The sequence below is a fragment of the Psychroserpens sp. XS_ASV72 genome (assembly GCF_041224425.1).
GTDB lineage: Bacteria > Bacteroidota > Bacteroidia > Flavobacteriales > Flavobacteriaceae > Psychroserpens.
In genome coordinates this window covers 130,731-144,914 of sequence record NZ_JBGFGL010000076.1, presented here as the reverse complement: position 1 = coordinate 144,914, position 14,184 = coordinate 130,731, and the positions used below count along the sequence as shown (strand labels likewise).

Genomic DNA, 14,184 nt, shown 5'->3' with positions numbered 1-14,184 from the left:
AAAATAGACTATTCAAGTGAGTAAAGATAACATTGTTATTAGAGAAATCCGACCAGAAGATAATCCGCAAATAGAAGCAGTGATTAAAGCCTGTTTTCCAGAATTTGATATTCCATTGAAAGGAACCGCTTATGAAGATGCCGAAACACCTTTTATGTATGAATCTTACCAAGGTGAACGTGAAGTTTATTTTGTAATTGCTAATGATTCTGAGGTTTTTGGAGGTGCTGGTGTCAAAGCATTGAAAGACTTTGAAGGCAATGTTTGTGAACTTCAGAAAATGTATTTTTCACCAAAGATTAGAGGTAAAGGTTACGGTAAGCAGTTGTTCCAAAAGTGTTTGGAAGTAGCAAAATCATTTGAATATGAGACCTGCTATCTGGAATCCGCTTCGCAATTAAAAGCCGCAATCCATATTTATGAGTCGTTCGGATTTCAGCACTTGGAACAACCTTTAGGGAATACAGGTCACTATTCATGTGGCGTTTGGATGACTAAAAAACTATGACTTTAAATTTACTTCGCCAGCGGTTTCATGATGCCTTGGATGCTCTCTACGGAAAGGAAGAAGTGCAAAGTTTCTTTTTTATGCTTTTGGAACACTTTTTAGGTGTCAATAGAATGACGTTTCATTTAGATCCCAATAAGGAAATTAATACCAACGACGAAATCAAATTCCTAGATGCCCTTGAACAGTTGAAACAGCAAAAACCCATTCAATATATTATTGGTGAGACCGAATTTTTCGGATTGCCATTTAGAGTCAATCAGAATGTCTTGATTCCACGACCTGAGACCGAAGAATTGGTCTCTTGGATTATTGATAGTTATTCAGAAAAAGCAACATCATCTCTTCAAATATTGGATATTGGAACAGGATCAGGTTGTATTGCTATTGCGTTGGCAAATCATTTTAGGTATTCGGCTCAAGTTACGGCTATGGATGTTTCTTCAGAAGCACTTTCTGTAGCTAAACAAAATGCAGAGTTAAATCAGGTTAAGATTCAGTTTTTGCATCAAGATATTTTGAAGTTTGATATGTCTTCTGAGCTAAATCAGTCTTTTGATATCATCGTTTCCAATCCGCCTTATGTGAGACAATTGGAAAAAACAATGATGCAACCTAATGTTTTAGACCATGAACCCGATTTAGCTTTATTTGTTGAAGATCATAATCCGTTATTATTATATGACGCTATATGCACTTTTTCAAGGAAAAACCTCAAACCTAATGGAACATTATTTTTTGAAATCAATGAATATTTAGGACAAGACATGATGCAACTGTTAAAGTCTTATGGTTTCAAGAATGTAGAGCTTAAAAAGGACTTGTTTGGTAAAGACCGAATGCTAAAAGGAACTCTTTGATTATTGAATAAATTGATTTAGCGTTTTAATTTTTAAATCGTCTAAGATGTCGCTTTCAGTATTAAAATCAATAGTGAGTGTTTCATTCGGAAGCAGATCAAAATAATTATCGCTAAAACGTCCTTTGTTGTTGGTGTATAGAAATACATTCTTTTGAAGTACCTCACTTTGTAGCGTGATACTGAATCCGTTTTCTGTTTTCTGAATAGTTTGTTTGATAGGAGCTTTGGTTAGTTTTAAAAACTTAGGTTTGACTAAAAAGGTATACGATGTTTGTGTTCCAATTGAGGTTATAACCACAGTATTTTCTCTATTTACTTCAATAGTATCTAAGTCCAATTCATGAATTTTGGAGCTGGAATTGGCAGAGACTGAAACCGTTTTTTCATCGCTCCAAATGTTGTTTCCATAAAAATCTATGATTCTAATGCTGAAAAGGTCTTCAAATCCTTTTCTGTTGTCATTGATGATGTAAGTAGATAAAATGTTGTCATTGATTTCAGAAGACGTTATGGTATTTTTAAACGCCTTTTTGGCGTGATAGTGAAGTGCTTTCCAATTCCCAAAGTAATCGATGCTCGACCATGATACAGCTGGCCAGCAATCGTTGAGTTGCCAATATAAGGTGCCCATATTATAAGGCTTGGCTCTGCGATGGGCTTCAATGCCTTTGCTGATGCCATAGGCTTGCAACAACTGACTCACATAGACATAATCCTCAGTGTTTTCAGGTACTGGAAAATCACGTGCCATATAGTCTTTTATGAGTTGAAATCCGCGTACATGCTTTTGATGGTTTTTAAAGCCTTCTGAAGATATATCAAGACTGTCCTTCTGACTTATGTATCTAATGGCTTCATAACTTGGAAAAGATTGAAATCCGAATTCACTCATAAACCTCGGAACGTTAGCTTCAAAATGTTCAAACGGATAGCCATCGTGCCAAACCCACCAATCATGTGCATCGCCTTCTGTTTTGTACTTCGAATTGCCTCGACCGTACTTTGGTGAGCTTTCCCAATAGTCAGTTTGAGAGAATTTTTCAACAGTTTGAGGTAAAATGGAATCAAAAACCTTCATATAATTGTTCCAAATCTCATCTCTTTCAAAATCATTAAAACCATCTTGCCAACCCCAACGATGCCAACCTTCGGAGCTTTCATTGTTGCCGCAAAATAAAGCTATACAAGCATGATTGCGTAAACGCTTCACCTGTTGTTGGGCTTCAATCGAAACATTTTTCAAGAAATCCTCATCACCTGGATAAATGGCGCAGGCAAACATAAAATCCTGCCATACCAAAATGCCTTTTTCATCGCATAGCTCATAAAACTCCTCATTTTCATAAATACCGCCTCCCCAAACCCGAAGCATGTTCATATTGGCAGCAACCACATCGTTCAGTAGTTGATCGTAGTGCGTCTTTAAAACTTGATCTTGTAGACTGTGTTGTGGAATGTAATTGGCACCTTTTATATAAACAGGCGCATTGTTTACCTTAAAATAAAATGATTGTCCGATGCGGTCATTATCGGTTACGAGTTCAACTGTTCTTAAACCTTTTTTTGTCGATATACTATCCAAGATTTTTTGACCGTCTTTAACCACAACCTTGATATCATATAGGTAAGGTTCTCCCAAATTATGAGGCCACCACAACTTCGGCTGTTCTATTGTTATTGGAATTTCAGGGTAACCTAAGTTTTTTGAATACAGTGAATCATTGACATAAACATCATAGTTTAGTTTTTCATTGCGAGATATGTCTTCTTCCAATCTCAGTGTTAAAGATGCTATAGACTCATTTAGCTGGTCTTGCTGAACATCAATGGCTTTAATTTTATAGTCATTCCAAGCTTTTAGCGTTATAGGTTTCCAGATGCCAGCTGTGTTGAGTTTTGGTCCCCAATCCCAACCATACTGAAATTGTGCTTTCCGAGTAAAAATACGATTGCCTTCAGGTAATTGATAAGGTAATGCTGATTGTTTTTGTTCTTCATGAATTGAAGTACGTTCGAATATAATATGTAATTCGTTTTCCAGTTGAAGTAGAGGTTTGACTTCAATCTTATAATTTCGAAACGCATTATCGGTTTTAAGAATCAAACTGTCGTTTAGGAAAATGGAGGCATAAGTGTCCAAACCTTCAAAGTTGAGTTCAATATGTTTTTTTTGAAGCATGTCTTCCGATATATTGAAACTCGATTTATATTCCCAATCGGTTTCAGAAATCCATTGCAGATCGTGTTCATTGTCACCAATAAATGGATGTTCAATAAGCTTGTTTTCCAACAAATTGGTGTGGACTGTTCCAGGAATAGTGGCTTTATGCCAAATGGAATCTGAAGTGGACTTGAATTCCCAATGGTCATCTAAGTTTATAGTTATCGGAAGGTCGTGTTTAGGCTCACAACTTGATAGCAGAAGAATTAATAAGAGGAAGCCTACACTAATCCGCATCAGAAATAACTTTTAAAAGTTCTTTAATGGTATCATAATTCGACTCTGTTTGTTGAACATTTCCAAACATATCTGATGTTTCTTTCAAGATTACTGTTGAGGCTGAGGCATGGATTTCAGTAAAACCAGAATCTCTAAATGCTTTCACATTTTCAGGATTAACTCCGCTGCCAACCAAAATGTTAATTCTGTTTTTAGCTTGCTTTTGCAAAACTTTGAGGTTTTCAAGTCCATCAATAGCTTTTACTGCCTGACCTGAAGTTAAAATACGATTAGCTCCTAATTTGATAAGTGTTTCAAGAGCCTCCAACGTGTTAGGAACCAAGTCAAAAGCACGATGAAATGTAAAGGGTAGAGGTTTTGAAAGTTCAATTAGGTCTTGGGTTCTTTTGATGTCAATAGTTCGGTCTTTGTTTAAAACACCTGATACAATACCATGGCAACTAAATGTTTTACAGATTTGTATATCTGATTTCATGATTTCAAACTCGACCTCGGAATAACAAAAGTTTCCAGATCTCGGACGAATCAGCACAAAGGTTTCAATATTTATTTCAGAGAGAACTTTTTTTATCAATCCGTAACTTGGCGTAATGCCTCCAACGCTTAACTCTGAGCAAAGTTCAATTCGATGTGCTCCAGCTTTTACTGCATTTTTAGCCGATTGGTATGAGTTTGCACAGATTTCTAAGGTCATAATTAATTGATTATGATTTCATCGATAAAGGTCCAGGCTTTATGACCTGCACCTTGTTTGCCTTCAGGAATCATTCCGTAGTTTGGGATTTTCAATGTAACGGATTTCACTTTTACCTCAAGGCTTTTTGGTGTTTTAAACTCGTAATTTAAATCTACCAGTATTTCATTATCCGGATTTAGATGAATGACATCCGTAACATGAGAACCGTCATCGAGTGTAAAATCAAAAGCAACCTCTCTTGGTGTGTAAATCCATTGTCCGTGGCCATTGTGAAAACGAGTTTTTATAGATTCCACTTCAATAGCATCACCAAAATCGATTTGAATTTCAATGTCCTTGCCCCAAAACCCTAACCACTCTTTGTCACCATATCTTTTATCACTCCCGGAAATTCCATTAATCAAACCACTTGCTCCACTTCCAGAATAGGCTTCGTTCGGTGTTTCATTGATTTGTATGGTCTTCCCAACAGCCTTGTGGTAATTGATGGTTTCAGAAAAAACTTTTCCTAGTTGTGTTTCAGAATCAAATACTGCAGCAGTAATCGTTATGCTTGAATCGATCGGAATAGGTGTTTTGTATACAGTGGATCTGAAGTTTGGGATACTACCATCTAATGTATATCGAATCTGTTTTCCTGAAGTAAGTGTTTTAAGAGTGTAAGACAGTTGACCATTGTTAGAAACCAAATCACCTTCAATGTCATAGAGATGATTGGCGTAATTGATGTTTAAAGCATCTAACCGCTTGTTGAAGTGCTCCAGTCGCAAAACAAAATCATTGTAATCCTTGTGATTAGGTTGTGTCCAGATCACTTCGCTAAGTGCCAACATTCTAGGGAATGCCATATATTCCAATTGTTTTTCCGTTGAGATGTATTCTGTCCATAAATTGCCTTGTGCGCCAAGGACATATTTGGATTCTTCTTTCGACATTTCTTCTGAAACAGGATCAAATCCATAGACTTTTTCTAAGGGTAAAAAACCACCAATGGCAATAGGTTCAGTAGGATTTGTAGATTGATAGTAGTCAAAATAACAGTGTGAGGTTGGCGTCAAGATAACATCATGCTTTTGCTTGGCAGCTTCAATCGCTGAGGTGGTACTTCGCCAAGACATGACAGTTGCGTTTGGCGCTAAGCCTCCTTCCAAAATCTCGTCCCAACCTATGATTTGTCGTCCTTTACTATTCAAGTAGTTTTCAATTCGAGAAATAAAATAGCTCTGCAATTCATTCTCGTCTTTTAGATTTTCATTTGCCATCAAGTCCTGACAATGCTTACAGTTTTTCCATCGGACTTTAGGAGCTTCATCGCCACCAATATGAATGTACTGTCCAGGAAATAAAGTCATCACTTCATCCAAAACGGTTTCCAAGAACGTAAAAGTGTTTTCTTTTGGACAATAAATGTCTTCAAAAACACCCCATTTGGTGGCAACATCAATAGCTTTTCCTGTACATCCTAATTCTGGATAGGCAGCAATGGCAGCTTGTGCATGACCTGGCATTTCAATTTCTGGAATGATGGTAATATGTCGTTTAGAAGCATAATTTACAATATCTTTAATCTCTTCTTGCGTATAAAAACCACCATAAACAGTATGGTCAAACTGATGTGGTTGATCACTGTAATGACCAATAAGGGTTTCTTTCCTAAAGGCAGCAACCTCTTGAAGTTTTGGAAAGGCTTTGATTTCAATTCGCCAACCTTGATCGTCGGTTAAATGCCAATGAAAGGTGTTGAGTTTAAGCATGGCGAGTGCATCAATATATTTTTTTATGAATTCTACAGGAAACATGTGCCGACTTACATCCAAGTGCATGCCGCGATATTGGAAACGAGGTGCATCTTCAATAGTCACACAAGGAATAAAAACATCATCAACTGTGGATTTGGTTTCAAATTCAACTGGAAGAAGTTGCCTCAAACTTTGCACAGCATAAAACGCACCTTGGTCGGTTTTGGCTTTGATGGTAATTCTTTTAGGTTGAATGTCTAGAGAATAGCCTTCATTATGTTCTAGAGTCGGATCTTTAATAAACCCAATGGTGTTATTCTTTTCTTGATTTTCATTGTCTTTGGGTTTAATGAAATCCACAAGAAATTCACCAGAGATTTTGAACTCATCTGGATAAGTAACTTTGGTATTGGAGTTTAAAAGAAATTTGCCTTTACCTAGAACAATGTTATTGGGAGCAGGAATAATTTTTGGCGGATCGGTGTTTTGAACTTCAGAAGAACAACTGAATAAAAAGCTTATAAAAAGACATAAAACTAGAATTCTCTTGACGTTCATTTTAGTATATTAGTGTGCTCTAAATATAAGTCAAAAAAGCTAATTTTTACGCCAATTTAATGAGTATAGAATCACAGATAAAAGCACTTCGGGAAGAATTGCGTGAACATAACTACAATTATTACGTTTTAGATAATCCAACCATAGCCGACTTTGAGTTTGATATGAAACTCAAGCAGCTTCAGGAATTAGAAGATCAATACCCAGAATATTACGATCCAAATTCACCAACCTTACGTGTTGGTGGTGAGGTGACCAAGAATTTTGAAACGGTTACCCATGATTACAGAATGTATTCCTTGGACAATTCCTATTCGAAGGAAGATTTACTGGATTGGGAAAAGCGTATCGAAAAAATCGTTGATGGTAAGGTTGAGTTTGTCTGTGAATTGAAATACGATGGCGCTTCCATTAGTTTGACCTATGAAAATGGGACTCTTTTACGAGCTGTGACAAGAGGAGATGGTACCCAAGGCGATGATGTAACAACGAATGTAAAAACCATTAAATCTGTGCCTTTACAACTGAAAGGTAATTATCCTGAGCGTTTCGATATTAGAGGTGAAATTGTGTTGCCTTACGACGGATTCCATAAAATGAATGAAGAGCGATTAGCAGCAGGAGAGGAGCCTTATAGAAATCCGAGAAACACAGCGTCTGGAAGTTTGAAGTTACAGGATAGTGCTGAAGTAGCTAAACGTCCGTTGGAATGTTTACTGTATAGTATGAAAGGTAGAGATCTCGGATTTGAAACCCAGTTTGAAGGTTTGGATAAAGCACGCCAGATGGGATTTAAGGTTCCAGAAGCGTCAAAGTTGGCAACATCGGTTGATGAGGTTTTGGAATTTGTAGAATACTGGGACGTGCATCGTCATGATTTGCCTTATGAAACCGATGGTGTTGTGATTAAGGTGAACAATCTTCAGCAACAAGAAGAATTAGGTTACACCGCAAAAGCACCACGTTGGGCCATGGCTTACAAATTTAAGGCAGAGCAGGTGTCTACGAGATTAAATGAGATCACCTACCAAGTTGGACGTACTGGAGCCATTACACCTGTGGCTAACTTAGAGCCTGTTGAACTTGCTGGAACTACAGTGAAAAGAGCCTCTTTACATAATGCCGATCAAATAAAGAAATTGGATGTAAGAGTAGGTGATGAGGTGTATGTGGAAAAAGGAGGAGAAATTATTCCTAAGATCATCGCTGTAGATTTCAGTAAGCGTCCTGCAGATTCCAAACCTACCGAATATATTACTCATTGTCCGGAATGTCAGACGGAATTAATTCGACAAGAAGGAGATGCCAAACATTATTGTCCGAATGAAAATGGCTGTAAACCACAAATCATTGGTCGTATCCAGCATTTTATTTCAAGAAAAGCGATGGATATTGAAGGACTTGGAGGTGAGACTGTAGCACTTTTGGTCAATGAAGGTTTGATTCAAAACTATTCAGATTTATATGTATTGACCAAAGAGGATGTGTTACCTTTAGAACGCATGGCAGAGAAAAGTGCGGAGAATTTGATTAATGGCATTGAGGCCTCGAAGCAAATTCCTTTCGAACGTGTCTTGTTTGCACTTGGAATCCGTTATGTTGGTGAAACAGTCGCTAAAAAATTAGCCAAGCATTATAAAAGTATTGAGGCGCTTTCTCAAGCTCCTATCGATGATTTGGTTTCTGTAGATGAAATAGGAGATAGCATTGCTGAAAGTGTTGTACAATTTTTCCAATCTGAAGAGCACAGAGGTATTGTATCCCGATTAAAGGATTATGGCTTACAATTGAAACTTTCAGAAGAAACACTTGCCAATCAAACAGACAAACTCAAAGGTTTATCAATTGTAGTTTCAGGAGTCTTTGAATCGGTCTCGAGAACTGAACTAAAAAAGCTAATTGAAGACAATGGAGGTAAGGTGTCCTCGTCTATATCTTCTAAAACCAATTATTTAGTCGCTGGCGATAAAATGGGTCCAAGCAAACGAACAAAGGCTGAATCGCTCAATATTCCAATCATAACCGAGAATGATTTTTTAGAATTAATTAAGTAAATTCTTACTTTTATTTACATTTTGTCGATTAAATAAGATTTTAATCGTTTATTTTCAGGTAATTAATATATTTGCTTCACTATTAATTCGATAATTACATGCAAGTAGGGAAGTTTTTAGGGGCTCTTGTATTAGCTCTTAGTTTATTTTTTCTTGGACTTCAGTTCAAAGGACTAGAAGTTGATGCAGCTGGTGTAAGGGCTTTAACTGTTACACTGCTTACAATATTATACTTACTAAGTGTAAAGAAACGTCATCCGCTCTTTTTAGCTTTTTTAATTGTTTTCACCATTTCTGAAATTCTAAATTATGCCACTTGGAATTTTACTCTTGAAACGGATGTTGATTATTTCTATTACATAGGTAATGGCTTGTACATTACGGCTTACCTCTTTTTAATTGCGAGGATCATTCTGCCTCTTGAAATGACCAAGGCAATTTCAAGGTTTCCAATACAAACTGCTTTGTTAACAATTTTAGGTTTATTCTTTGTGTACTATGTATCAGATACCACACGTAACGAATTACTATATCCTGAATATTACTTGGAATTACTATACAATTCTGTGATTATGTTCTTAATGGCAGTAGCACTACTTAATTATATGTATAGAGATGACAAAAAATCTATGAACCTCTTGATTGGCACGATATGTATTGTGTTCTCTGAAGTGATTCAGCTGGCCTATTTTTACATCTCAGATATGAATCTCTTGAATGTACTTTGTTCTATGTTTTTGGTTTTTGCCTTTTTATTCCTTTTTATTCAGTCGAAACTAGAACACCGACCAATTTTGCGTTATCAACAGCAAGATGTAAATGTATAATTTACAGTCTTTTTCCCAATAAAGGAATGTCTTTTCGGTACAGGTAAGCTATAATTCCAGAAAGTACAAACGTTACTAAAGCTGTTGTAAAAAGAACACCTTTATCGTTGTTGACTTCAATTCCTAGAGTTGTTAGATGCATCATAATAGCACCACCTAATATCCCTAAAGTTAATAGTGCTCCAGCCCAAGCTGTTTTTCTGAAAAGCAACAAGATGCCAGCAATCAATTCTGCTATCCCGATACCAATTCGACCAAAAGGTTCTAATCCAACCTTTGTAAAAATATAAACACTGTCTGGATGTGCAGTAAACTTAAAGCGTAAGGTTTGTATTAAAATGATGGCTACGATGATTCGTAATGCCAAAGGAAAGTATTTCTTCATGATTTTTATGGTTGTTTTGGGTTTAGACGAAAAAATCATTTAAACCTATTGCTAGATGAGTAATTTTGTGAAATAATCGATAAAATGTATAAAAACATCGTTGAAATTCATATTTTTTCATATATTTGTAGACCTGCTTAATTTAAAATACTATGAGAAATGCCCTCAGATCAAAGCCAAATTTTATATTGGCTACCATACTTTCAGTAGTTATTCTATGTTCTGCTGTGGCTGTATTTTTTAATACAAGCTTAGTTCCGCAAACGGTCAAGTTAATAACCATAACCATTTTGTTGACATTCTATTATTGTCAGCTAAATAAAATGGCCAATGTATTTTTGGTAGTTTTTTTATTGTTTTTTGTAGGAGATGCTTTTTCAGTATTTGATTTTGGAAATACTTCAGTTATTCTAGCTAAAAGTTTTTACATAGGTGCTTATTTATTGCTCATTTTTGTGTTATTGGGCAAGCTTAAAAAGATAAAATTTCAAGGTCTAGTATCGTATTACCTGATTTTTGTGTTGATATTGAATTCCTTCTTTTTATACCAGCTTTATGAGGTTTCCAAAGATAATTTTATAGATGACACAAATATTGTTGTGTATACTTTTCATGGTATTACTTTAGTTGCCTTGATGTATTTTGCTTTTGTGGTATATTTAAGTAAGGAAACAGGACAGTCTATTACCTATTTACTTATGGTGTTTTGTTTTGTGTTTTCAGATGTGTTGAATTATATCTGTAATTTATATATCCACTTTTGGTTGTTTGAGGTGTTTGAGAGAACCCTGCATATCCTTGGTCTTTTCATGCTTTACAAATATGTGTATGACTACCACACTTTAACCGATGAAGAGCAAAAGATGAACTTAAGTGAATACTTCATCCATACAACACAACAATTACGTGATATCAATGTAGAAAGTTCTATTGAAACCTGAATTAAACTGAAATAGAAATGCCTTTGGCCGACTTATTCTTGTCAGAATCAAAATAGAAATCAATTTTTCCTAAGTTAATACCATAACAACCTACCTGGTTAACCAAAACATCTTTTCCTTCTGAATTTTTTATAACGGTAGGTCTATCTAAAAATGTATGTGTGTGACCTCCAATGAATAAATCAATATTTTTCGTGATTTCAGCTAGTTTAATGTCACAGATTTTGTTTGGGATGTGAGTATAGCTATAACCAAGATGCGACAAACAGATTATAAGATCGCATTTTTCTTCTTCTTTCAAAACCCTACTCATATCTTGAGCAATTTCTGTAGGGTCTAAATAAACAGTTTCCTTATAAAGATTTTTATCCACAAGACCTTGAAGTTCAACACCAAGTCCGAAGATTCCAATTTTGATGCCATTTTTAACAATCACTTTATAAGGTTTTACATGCGTATCCATGATGGTATTTGAGAAATCGTAATTGGCAGATACAAAATCGAACTTAGCGTGTGGCAATTGCGCAAACAAACCATCAATACCATTATCGAAATCATGGTTGCCAATAGTTGCCACATCATATTTTAGCATGCTCATCAGCTTGAATTCCAATTCGCCACCATAGTAATTAAAGTAAGGTGTGCCTTGGAAAATATCACCAGCATCCAGCAATAAGGTATTTGGATTCTCTTGTCTAATGGCTTCAATCAAACTCGCTCGTCTAGCAACACCGCCTTTATTTGGATTACGACCATCATTCGGGCCAAAGGGATCAATATGGCTATGGACATCATTGGTATGAAGAATGGTGATTTTTTTAACATCAGATGAAAATGATGACAATCCGAGACCTCCAAGGGTTATTAAAGCACCAGTTGCTGTCGTTTGTTGTATAAAAGTTCTTCTGTTCATACTAGTCTTTAATTTGGATGAAGCGGTTATCTATTTGAGGAGCGATGGTGTCTTTTTTTGAAAAATAATCAATCAACACATTACGTATCTTATAATTAAGCATATGTAAACTATCGTTAGGTTTAAAAAAGGTCATACGATCTCCACCATTGTAGAGATAGTCGTTGGTAGCTACAAAATAAGTGTCATCTTGATTAATTGCCTTGCCATTTATAGTGGCAGATTTCAATTCTTTATTCGCGTCTAATGTAATTTGGAGGTTTTTAATTGGGTGGGCACGTTGCTCCTTAACCAAATAATCAACCAGTTCAAGTACCTTGTTGCCTTTCATTTGTACTACAACTACAGAGTTTTCAAATGGCATCACATTAAAAGCGGTTCTAATGGTAACATCTCCTTTAGAGATGATAGATCGAATACCACCATGATTGAGTAAAACCATATCAATATTCTTGCCTGTTCTAGAATTAAAGACCGGATTGCTCTCCTCAAAAACGGCATCAGCCATCATATTTCCAATAGCTGTATTGTATTCGCCATCAGCTTTTGAATAAGTGTCTTTGGCATAAGAAATAACACTGTCAAGACTTTCATTGATTCGTATACGATAAGGCTTAATGAAATTTTCAATATCCTGATTTGTCGCTAAACTATCGCTAATTGCTATTTGTTTGCCTTCAATTTTATAGAGTGTATTTGTTTTGCAAGCAGTTGCTAAAAGCAAAACGAAAGCAATACATATTATAGGGTTTTTCATAAGTTATTTATGCAAGTGTTAACAATAACTTGCAGTGACTTTTTACTACATTTGTACAAAGCATAAATATAAATGATTTTAAAGGCATTCAAAGCAAATTCAAATCAAAAATATGTTAACAAATTGCTTAGTGCTAGACAAGTTGCGGTAAGCAACCAAAAGATGGATAGCGTAGGCGTGATTTTGAACATGGCTGAGTTTTCAGACTTTGAAGCTTTTAGGGTTTTCTTTAAATCCCTTGGGTTACTGCCTTCACAAATTAAAATCATTGCTTTTGTAGAAGATGCCAAAGAAGCCAATCCGCTTTGGGATACTTATTTTAATCCAAAGGATTTTGGCTGGAAAGGAAAAATAAACAACATTGAACTGCAAACGTTTGTAGATACCAAATTCGATGTCCTTATAAGCTATTATACAAAGGATTCGTTAGAGCTTAAACTGATAACAGCTGCTTCAAATGCAAATTTCAAAGTAGGATTGACGAAACAAGACACACGTATGTTTGATTTGATGATAGATGTCAAAACAAAAGAATTCAAGTTGTTTTCCAAAGAATTAAAAAAATATTTAACCGTTTTAAATAAACTATAATGACAAAATTTAAAGGTACAGGAGTTGCGATAATAACACCTTTTAATGACGATTTAACCATTGACCATAAGGCATTGGCCAATTTGGTAAATTACAATATTGATAAAGGAACCGATTATATTGTGATTTCTGGTACGACAGGCGAAAGCGTTACCATAACGTCTGAAGAGAAAAAGGCAATCATTGCTACTATCGTTAATGCAAATAAGGGTAGAGTGCCTTTGGTTTTAGGTATTGGCGGTAATAATACAGCTCAGATTATCAATGAAATTGAAAATACCGATTTTAGTTCTATTGATGCTGTCTTATCGGTTTCACCATATTACAGTAAACCGACTCAAGAAGGCATATACCAACATTTTAAGGCCATATCTCAAGTGTCTCCTGTTGATATTATTCTGTATAATGTTCCTGGGCGAACCTCTTCAAATATGTCACCAGAAACAACCCTTCGCTTAGCAAAGGATTTTAAAAATGTGATTGCAGTGAAAGAGGCTGGGAATAATGTTCATCAGTATTTAAAGTTATTAAGGGATAAACCCGAAGATTTTCTTGTGATTTCTGGAGACGATGATTTGGTTCTTGGTGTTGTGCTTGCAGGTGGAGCAGGAGTGATTTCGGTTATCGGTCAAGCGTTGCCAGAGCAATTTTCAAAAATGATCCGACTTGGCTTGGAAGGAAAAGCAAAGGAAGCTTACAAAATCCATTTTGAATTGATGGAAATAACCAGTTTGATTTTTTCTGAAAACAATCCTGCTGGAATTAAAGCCGTACTGGAAGCTTTAGAGCTTTCAAAGGCAACGGTTAGATTGCCATTGGTTGAAGCAACTTCAGAGCTAAAAGGAAAAATAAAACAAGCACTTCAAACGATTAAAAGTTAAATAATACTTA

13 protein-coding genes are annotated in these 14,184 nt (G+C 35.7%); 7 read left to right on the top strand and 6 right to left on the bottom strand.

Annotated features, from left to right (window positions below):
* Positions 1-16: 16 nt before the first annotated feature.
* Positions 17-508, top strand: coding sequence for a GNAT family N-acetyltransferase (locus AB9K26_RS07905; protein WP_369972013.1), 492 nt, complete (start codon positions 17-19; stop codon positions 506-508).
* Positions 505-1,368, top strand: coding sequence for a peptide chain release factor N(5)-glutamine methyltransferase (gene prmC, locus AB9K26_RS07900; protein WP_369972012.1), 864 nt, complete (start codon positions 505-507; stop codon positions 1,366-1,368). The genes AB9K26_RS07905 and prmC overlap by 4 nt, the downstream gene beginning before the upstream one ends.
* Here the strand turns inward: prmC and AB9K26_RS07895 are convergent, their stop codons facing one another.
* From AB9K26_RS07895 to AB9K26_RS07885, 3 genes are read right to left on the bottom strand one after another with little or no spacing between them, the layout of a single operon-like run.
* Positions 1,369-3,828: a glycoside hydrolase family 2 protein gene (locus tag AB9K26_RS07895; RefSeq protein ID WP_369972011.1), complete on the bottom strand. Its 2,460-nt coding sequence runs from the start codon at positions 3,826-3,828 to the stop codon at positions 1,369-1,371.
* Positions 3,818-4,525 (bottom strand): copper homeostasis protein CutC, encoded by a 708-nt coding sequence (locus tag AB9K26_RS07890; protein WP_369972010.1) that lies wholly within the window; start codon positions 4,523-4,525, stop codon positions 3,818-3,820. The genes AB9K26_RS07895 and AB9K26_RS07890 overlap by 11 nt, the downstream gene beginning before the upstream one ends.
* A gap of 2 nt (positions 4,526-4,527) precedes the next feature.
* Positions 4,528-6,825, bottom strand: a complete 2,298-nt coding sequence (locus AB9K26_RS07885) for a beta-N-acetylhexosaminidase (protein ID WP_369972009.1) — start codon at positions 6,823-6,825, stop codon at positions 4,528-4,530.
* Between the two features lie 59 nt (positions 6,826-6,884).
* Here AB9K26_RS07885 and ligA point away from each other — a divergent pair, with 59 nt between their 5' ends.
* Positions 6,885-8,879, top strand: a complete 1,995-nt coding sequence (gene ligA, locus AB9K26_RS07880; RefSeq protein WP_369972008.1) for an NAD-dependent DNA ligase LigA — start codon at positions 6,885-6,887, stop codon at positions 8,877-8,879.
* A 98-nt stretch (positions 8,880-8,977) separates the two neighbouring features.
* Entirely contained in the window at positions 8,978-9,706 is a 729-nt protein-coding gene (locus AB9K26_RS07875; protein WP_369972007.1) for a hypothetical protein, read from the top strand.
* Position 9,707: 1 nt separating this feature from the next.
* On the opposite strand, the gene AB9K26_RS07870 is transcribed toward AB9K26_RS07875, so the two are convergent.
* Positions 9,708-10,091, bottom strand: a complete 384-nt coding sequence (locus AB9K26_RS07870) for a DoxX family membrane protein (RefSeq protein WP_369972006.1) — start codon at positions 10,089-10,091, stop codon at positions 9,708-9,710.
* Between the two features lie 152 nt (positions 10,092-10,243).
* Between AB9K26_RS07870 and AB9K26_RS07865 the strand changes: the two genes are divergently transcribed.
* Positions 10,244-11,032 carry a hypothetical protein gene (locus tag AB9K26_RS07865; protein ID WP_369972005.1) on the top strand — a complete coding sequence of 263 codons (789 nt, stop codon included), beginning with the start codon at positions 10,244-10,246 and terminating at the stop codon, positions 11,030-11,032.
* A 1-nt stretch (position 11,033) separates the two neighbouring features.
* Here AB9K26_RS07865 and AB9K26_RS07860 read toward each other — a convergent pair whose 3' ends face one another.
* Positions 11,034-11,945, bottom strand: coding sequence for a bifunctional UDP-sugar hydrolase/5'-nucleotidase (locus AB9K26_RS07860; protein WP_369972004.1), 912 nt, complete (start codon positions 11,943-11,945; stop codon positions 11,034-11,036).
* A 1-nt stretch (position 11,946) separates the two neighbouring features.
* Entirely contained in the window at positions 11,947-12,702 is a 756-nt protein-coding gene (locus tag AB9K26_RS07855) for a 5'-nucleotidase C-terminal domain-containing protein (protein WP_369972003.1), read from the bottom strand.
* Positions 12,703-12,774: 72 nt separating this feature from the next.
* Here AB9K26_RS07855 and AB9K26_RS07850 point away from each other — a divergent pair, with 72 nt between their 5' ends.
* Both AB9K26_RS07850 and dapA read left to right on the top strand, forming a co-directional pair.
* A complete protein-coding gene (locus tag AB9K26_RS07850; RefSeq protein WP_369972002.1) occupies positions 12,775-13,293 on the top strand; it encodes a hypothetical protein in 519 nt (172 codons plus the stop codon).
* Positions 13,293-14,174 carry a 4-hydroxy-tetrahydrodipicolinate synthase gene (gene dapA / locus AB9K26_RS07845; protein WP_369972001.1) on the top strand — a complete coding sequence of 294 codons (882 nt, stop codon included), beginning with the start codon at positions 13,293-13,295 and terminating at the stop codon, positions 14,172-14,174. The genes AB9K26_RS07850 and dapA overlap by 1 nt, the downstream gene beginning before the upstream one ends.
* Positions 14,175-14,184: the final 10 nt, after the last annotated feature.

What these genes read in the sequence shown, in the direction of transcription:
- AB9K26_RS07890 (WP_369972010.1), bottom strand. Translation starts at nt 4,525, where the DNA reads ATGACCTTAGAAATCTGTGCAAACTCATACCAATCGGCTAAAAATGCA.
- AB9K26_RS07870 (WP_369972006.1), bottom strand. Translation starts at nt 10,091, where the DNA reads ATGAAGAAATACTTTCCTTTGGCATTACGAATCATCGTAGCCATCATT.
- dapA (WP_369972001.1), top strand. Translation starts at nt 13,293, where the DNA reads ATGACAAAATTTAAAGGTACAGGAGTTGCGATAATAACACCTTTTAAT.
- AB9K26_RS07860 (WP_369972004.1), bottom strand. Translation starts at nt 11,945, where the DNA reads ATGAACAGAAGAACTTTTATACAACAAACGACAGCAACTGGTGCTTTA.
- ligA (WP_369972008.1), top strand. Translation starts at nt 6,885, where the DNA reads ATGAGTATAGAATCACAGATAAAAGCACTTCGGGAAGAATTGCGTGAA.
- AB9K26_RS07885 (WP_369972009.1), bottom strand. Translation starts at nt 6,825, where the DNA reads ATGAACGTCAAGAGAATTCTAGTTTTATGTCTTTTTATAAGCTTTTTA.
- AB9K26_RS07865 (WP_369972005.1), top strand. Translation starts at nt 10,244, where the DNA reads ATGAGAAATGCCCTCAGATCAAAGCCAAATTTTATATTGGCTACCATA.
- AB9K26_RS07875 (WP_369972007.1), top strand. Translation starts at nt 8,978, where the DNA reads ATGCAAGTAGGGAAGTTTTTAGGGGCTCTTGTATTAGCTCTTAGTTTA.
- AB9K26_RS07895 (WP_369972011.1), bottom strand. Translation starts at nt 3,828, where the DNA reads ATGCGGATTAGTGTAGGCTTCCTCTTATTAATTCTTCTGCTATCAAGT.
- AB9K26_RS07850 (WP_369972002.1), top strand. Translation starts at nt 12,775, where the DNA reads ATGATTTTAAAGGCATTCAAAGCAAATTCAAATCAAAAATATGTTAAC.
- AB9K26_RS07855 (WP_369972003.1), bottom strand. Translation starts at nt 12,702, where the DNA reads ATGAAAAACCCTATAATATGTATTGCTTTCGTTTTGCTTTTAGCAACT.
- prmC (WP_369972012.1), top strand. Translation starts at nt 505, where the DNA reads ATGACTTTAAATTTACTTCGCCAGCGGTTTCATGATGCCTTGGATGCT.